The 6,002-nt window shown below is 67.6% G+C and carries 4 protein-coding genes and 1 pseudogene; 1 reads left to right on the top strand and 4 read right to left on the bottom strand.

Annotated elements, in window-relative coordinates; genetic code table 11:
* From G9373_RS44340 to G9373_RS44325, 4 genes and pseudogenes are all read right to left on the bottom strand, one after another.
* Positions 1–226, bottom strand: a pseudogene (locus G9373_RS44340) (sodium:proton antiporter); the annotation flags it as partial.
* A gap of 159 nt (positions 227–385) precedes the next feature.
* Positions 386–2,752 (bottom strand): arylsulfatase, encoded by a 2,367-nt coding sequence (locus G9373_RS44335; RefSeq protein WP_167121155.1) that lies wholly within the window; start codon positions 2,750–2,752, stop codon positions 386–388.
* A 581-nt stretch (positions 2,753–3,333) separates the two neighbouring features.
* On the bottom strand, positions 3,334–3,684 hold the full coding sequence (locus G9373_RS47470) for a DUF6308 family protein (RefSeq protein WP_240961132.1): 351 nt from the start codon (positions 3,682–3,684) through the stop codon (positions 3,334–3,336).
* 58 nt (positions 3,685–3,742) lie between these two features.
* Complete coding sequence (locus G9373_RS44325; RefSeq protein WP_206033934.1) at positions 3,743–4,072, bottom strand: hypothetical protein; 330 nt, start codon at positions 4,070–4,072, stop codon at positions 3,743–3,745.
* A gap of 544 nt (positions 4,073–4,616) precedes the next feature.
* On the opposite strand from G9373_RS44325, the gene G9373_RS44320 reads away from it, so the two are divergent.
* Positions 4,617–6,002: sensor domain-containing diguanylate cyclase (locus tag G9373_RS44320; RefSeq protein ID WP_167121152.1), on the top strand; the 1,386-nt coding region annotated here is incomplete at its 3' end.

Here is a 6,002-nt window from a genome sequence, read left to right as displayed (position 1 = left end):
CTCGGGAGGCGTCGGAGAACAGCACCAGCGCGAGGGTCACCTCGGCGAGCAGTTTGACCGCCTCGGCGCCGGCGTGCACATCGATCAGCCCGAGCGCGTTCGCGCCGAGGATCAGGCCGCCGGCGGTGAAGAGGATCGGGGCGGTGATCGGGGTGCCCGCGATGCGGCCGGAGATCGCCGCATAGGCGAGCAACAGCGCGGCGATCGTCGGTAGTGCCCACGTCATGGTGTCACCGCCTCATCGTCCCCGCCGTGGCGTGTGGCCGGTCGAGTTCGGGGCGTTCGTCCGCGCCGAGGTCACCGTGTCCGGGTGAAGTGTTGTCGTCGGGGCCCGCCATCACCGGTCCTTGTCTGCTCGTCCCGCCAGTAGCCGGGAGCGCCCCTCCTACTGGCGGGACGTGGCGACCCGCACCACTTCTGCGGGGTCGATGAGGTGGGAGTGGTCGTCCGTGCCGACGTCGATCTGGACGACGTGGATGCGGCCGGTGAACCCGGTGGGGTCGTGGTAGTCGGTGCTCACCGGTGTCCCGTAGTCGTCGCCGATGTCGGTGGTCTCGTCGGCGGAGAAGATCAACGGCTGGGTCTGCTCGACCCGGCCGGCGCCCACTTCGCGGCCGTCGTAGAAGAGGGTCACCTTCCCACCCTTCGCGAGGCCTCCGCCGTCGTAGGCGAATTCGGCCCGGACCTGATGACTGCCGGCGGTGAGGTCTTCCGTTGCGCCGACGACGAACTCCTTCATGCCCAGGAGGTTGTAGACGAACTTGGCGCGCCCGTCGTTGACGTAGAGGGCCCACCCGCCGAAGCGGCCGCCCTGAGCGATGAGGACCCCGTTGGTGGGCGCGTTCTCCGGTGCCTCGATCGCCGCGGTGACCGAGAAGGACCGGTTTTTGACGTCGATGACGCTGTTCTCGCTGAGCCGCCGCATCCGGGGGAACAGGGTCTGTGTGGTCCCGGTAACCAGTTGTGGTCGGCCGGCGATGGTCGCGTTCAGGCGTTCGAAGCGGCGGTCGTCGATCGGGAGCACGTTGTATTTCACGGCCTCGATCAACCAGAGCCGTTGCAGGGCGGCGAGTTTGCCGGGCATCTCGGCTGCGAGGTCGTGGGACTGGGACCAGTCGACGCTGCCGTCGTAGAGTTCCCACACGTCCTCGTCCAGCGGGGGGAGTTGCTCGCTGGGCAGCCACGGGGTGCTGTGCCGGGTGACCGCGCTCCAGCCCTTGTAGTAGATGCCGCGGTTGCCGGCCATCTCGAAGTACTGCAGATCGTGCCGTTCCGGCGCATCCGCTTGGTCGAAGCTGTAGAGCATGCTCGGGCCCTCGAGCGGGGATTGCTGTACCCCGTTGACGAACGTGGGCTCGGGCAGCCCGGCGGCCTCGAGAACCGTCGCCGCGACGTCGATGACATGGGTGAACTGCGACCGCACCTCCCCCTTGCTGGCGATGCCGGCCGGCCAGTGCACGATGGTTCCGTTGCGGGTGCCACCCCAGTGCGAGGCAACTTGTTTGGTCCACTGCAATGGCGTGCACATCGCCCACGCCCAGCCCACCGAGTAGTGGTTGTAGGCGTCGGCCGTGCCGAGTTTGTCCTTGACCTGCGCCATGAACTCCGGGGTCTCGATGGCGGCGAGTCCGTTGAAGTTCGCCATCTCGTTGAACGCCCCGTTGACGGTGCCCTCGGCGGAGGCACCGTTGTCGCCGATGATGTAGTAGATCAGGGTGTTGTCGAGGGCACCGAGTTCCTCGATCGCGTCGATGAGGCGGCCGACGTGGAAGTCGGTGTGCTCGAGGAACCCCGCGTAGACCTCCATCTGACGCTCCAGCGCCGGTTTGAGGGCGTCGTCCATGTCGTCCCAGGCCGGGATCGCGTCCGGTCGCTGGGTCAACTCCGTGTCCGGGGGGATGACGCCGCGTTGCTTCTGCCGCTTGACGGTGGCCTCGCGTTGGGCGTCCCACCCGCCCGAGAACCGGCCGGTGTACTTGTCCGCCCACTCCGGCGGCACGTGGTGCGGGGCGTGGGTGGCGCCGGGAGCGAAGTAGACGAAGAACGGCTTGTCCGGGGCCAGGGACTTCTGGGTGCCGATCCAGTCGATGGCGTGATCGGTCAGGTCCTCGGTGAGGTGGTAACCCTCCTCGGGGGTCTTGTCCGGCTCGACCGGCGCGAACCCCTCGTACAGCGCCGGGTAGTACTGGTTGTTCTCACCGCCGATGAACCCGTAGAAGTACTCGAAGCCGCCGCCCCCGGACGGCCAGGCATCGAACGGGCCGATCGGCGACGTCTGCCACGGCGGCACCTCGTGACACTTGCCGAACTGCGCCGTCGAATACCCGTTGAGCTTCAACGTCATCGGCAACGCGGCCTTGGTGTTCGGCCGCAACCCCGACGAGCCTGGTGCCGCGGTCGCGGTCTCGGTGATCATGCCCATCCCGACCGAATGATGGTTTCGCCCGCTCAGCAGTGCCGCCCGGGTCGGCGCGCACAGGGCGGTGGTGTGGAACCGGTTGTAGGTCAGGCCGCCTGCCTGCAGTCGCTCCGCGGTCGGGGTGTGCGCCGGCCCGCCGAAGGCACTGGCGGCCCCGAACCCCACGTCGTCGAGCAGAACCACCAGCACGTTCGGCGCACCCTCGGGCGGGAGGAGAGGTTCGATCGGGGGAAACGCCGTGTCCGGATCCTTCGCGTCGTAGGTGACCAGACCGAGGTAAGGCCGATCCGGGATCGGGAGAACCTCGCGACGCACACCCGCTCGCTCCACCATGACCACTCACATCCCGTTCCCGGACGTCGGAACCCTCACGGGTCCTCTGCTGGGCCCGGAGTGCAGTGCTGCAACCCACGATATTCCCGCCCGCGGGACGCGCGGACGGGAATGAGCCTGCCCGCCCGCACACCACCCGAATCTGCGGTCAGCGCCGGTCCCGGCGGTCCTCCCGACAAGTGCCCGCCGCGACCGCAGCTTCAGTCCGGGGGTGAACAACTCAATCCCGATGAAAAAACGCCACCAACGGCACAAACGCGCAAACCACCGGCACAGCGAACTGCCGGGCAGGCCACCACAGACATCACCCGCACGCCACCACCACAAAAGCCGGCCACGCCCGACTCACCCAACCCGGCCGGCGGCGGCGGATCCGACCCGAACGAAGTGAACGAACACCGTGCAGATACACCCGCGGCCGCGGAACCTCGACACAGTGCTGCCACGAGATCACCGCCGGTGTCACCTCGTCCACACCATCCACCATCGGCCGTGCCGATGATGGATCACACCCTGGACGTGTCATCTTCCCAGGTCAGAGTGCTCTTCGAGGCCGCAACTCGTGCCGTCCATCCACGCGATCACATCGAACACAGAACGCGGAGAGCTCGTCCGGGGAGGCCGGCCTCCTTTCGGATCGACAGCAACCGGCGGTACAACGCCCCGTCGTCGGCGCGCAGCGCCTCCCGGACCGGATTCAGATGTCCCCGGGTAGTGCCAAGGACCTGGCTGACCACCGAGTCCGAAGATCGGATACAGCCGGGGCGTGTGCGGGCGATCAGCTTCGTCGCCTTCATCTGGCCGATCCCAGGCAGCACCCGCAGGGCGGCTTCCAGGTCCCATGCGGGCCACCCCGGGTTCAGCGGGTTCAGCGGGTCCTGATCGTCGCCCCCGTCCCGGTCCGGGCCTGCCGCCGTCAGAAGGGCGTTCAGCGCCTCCGCCTCGGTGTGCAGGATCGCCCGCGCCGGCGTCGGGGGTATCTCTCGCCGCCTACCCCAACGCCAGGTTGAAGTCGTCGAGGAGCGAGGCGGTCACCGCATCCCGAGCCCATCCGTCAATGTCGAGTGGTACCGAGCGCACCAACCTCAGAGACGGTGTCGTTCGGCCGTCGATCAGCATCAGCGCGAGTTCGTTTCGTCCGTGCCGGCACTCGTATCGAAGCCCCTGCGCCGCGGGGGTGTTGGCCAGAATATCGGTCGCTATCCGACGAGTCTGCCCGTAGTCCCGCCAAGTGCACGCAGTCAGGGAGGCATCCCGACCGAGCCGGATCAGGTTCCGCTGCCCGTCCAGGACTGCGACGTCGACGTCGTCGTCCAGCACGAGTTCAGGTGTAATGCGACAGGTCAGCCATTGACTGCCTCCTCCATGACTTTTCGTAGGCGGCGAGGACCTGGCCGACCTGGTAGGGCGTGGTGAGACCCCCGCGTGAATATCCAGAAAAGCAAAGGCGGCAAGGCCACGCCCTTGAACAACTCGGTGTAGGTCGTCCGGATGTTCGGGCGAATCTGCCGCGGACGTAGGCGGCGGTGCGGGAATCGACGGGCCCCGAACGCCGAACCCGAAAACGTAAATGAACCCGACCCCCGGCGCCGTCACGATGCATGCGAGGGACGGTGCCTGTTGCCGCCGCGGCGGGTGCGCCGGAGAACGCTGGTCATCATCGGAGGGTTCCTTCCGTAGGGTGCTCCCGCTCGGGTGGGGAATCGCCCCTGGAGACCAACGACCCGCGATCTGGATCGCATCGCCCATCGACTGATCGAACCTGTCGGTGTTCACTCGAATCATCACAAGCAATGCGAAGGCTCGACCTGCAAGGGTGGACACCACGGCGGCGCCGCACATCGAGGCTGGGAGGACGGCCAGGATGAAACCGGAAACAGCGGAAGCCCGCATGTTGCTGTCGGCGATCGAGCATGCCCAGAACATGGTCGCACTCGCCGACTACGGCACCGGACGCCTGCGCTACCTCAACCCCGCCGGGATGCAGCTTATGGGACTGACCGACGAGGCCGCCGTCGCCGCCCGCTGGGCGCCGGAGTTCTTCACCGACGTCGGATTCGTCCAGGCCCCCGAGATGGAATCAGCCCTGCTGGATCAGGGCCGGTGGGAGGGCCGGTCGGAGTTCCGGCACTTCCTGACCGGTGAACCGATCCCGGTGACCTTGTCCACCTACGTGATCGAGCGCACCGAGGACCAGCGCCCGGCGGTGATCGCCTGCATCGCCCAGGACCTGCGCACCGCCCAGGAGCACGAACAGCGCCTGCACACCGCGTTGGAGGCGGCCGCGTATCGGGTCCGCGAACAACGCGCCCTCGCCGACCTGAGTCAGCTCGCCGTCGACGGCGACCTGGACCACGTCCTCGTCGCCGCGGCGGACGCAGCCGCCGCGTTGGTCGGAGTCAACTGCGCCTCGGTAGCCCGGGCCGAGGAGCCGGGCGGTGCGTTGCGGGTGCTCGCCTATCGTGGTCAACCGCCCGTTCCGGAAACCTTCGCCCCCGGTACCGATTCGCAGCCCGGATACGCGGCCGCCACCGATCAGATCATCATCTGCCCTGACCGGTACGGCGAGCACCGGTTCTCCACCGACGCCATGAATTCCCGGGGGCTACGGAGCGGGGTCTGCGTTCCCATCGGCGCCGACACGGTATGGGGAGTGCTCACCGCGCACAGCGCCCGCCCCCGCGACTACTCCGACCGGGAGGTGATGTTCCTGCGCTCGGTGGCCGCCGTACTGGCGGCGGCGATCCGGCGCATCGAGGCAGAAGAGGCGCTGCGGCATCTGAGCCTGCACGATTCATTGACCGGGCTACCCAACCGTGCCCTGGCGCATCAGCAGATCGACACCGCCCTGGACGCCGCACGCGGAAGCGGGCGCACGGTTGCGGCGTTGCTGATCGACCTCGACGAGTTCAAAACCCTCAACGACCGGCTCGGCCACGCCGTCGGCGACGACGCCCTCATCCGGTTGGCCGAACAACTGCAATCGGTCATACGCCCCACCGACACCGTGGCCCGGATCGGCGGCGACGAATTCCTCATCGTCTGCCCCGACACCACCACCACCGAGGCCATCACCCTCGCCACCCGCATCACCGAACTACACATCGGACCCGACACGGCCGGACGCGAACTTCGCTACACCGCCAGCGTCGGCATCGCCCTCGCCCGACCGGAAGACACCCGAGTAACGCTCATCCGACGCGCCGACGCCGCCATGTACCACGCCAAAACCACCGGAAGCGGACACACC

It is taken from the genome of Rhodococcus sp. A14, from assembly GCF_011603105.1.
GTDB lineage: Bacteria > Actinomycetota > Actinomycetes > Mycobacteriales > Mycobacteriaceae > Rhodococcus_F > Rhodococcus_F opacus.
Note: the sequence above shows the minus strand (reverse complement) of the source record. Positions and strands in the feature narration are given on the sequence as shown.

Coding starts and splice junctions, on each gene's coding strand:
- G9373_RS44335 (WP_167121155.1), bottom strand. CDS start 2,752: ATGGTGGAGCGAGCGGGTGTGCGTCGCGAGGTTCTCCCGATCCCGGAT.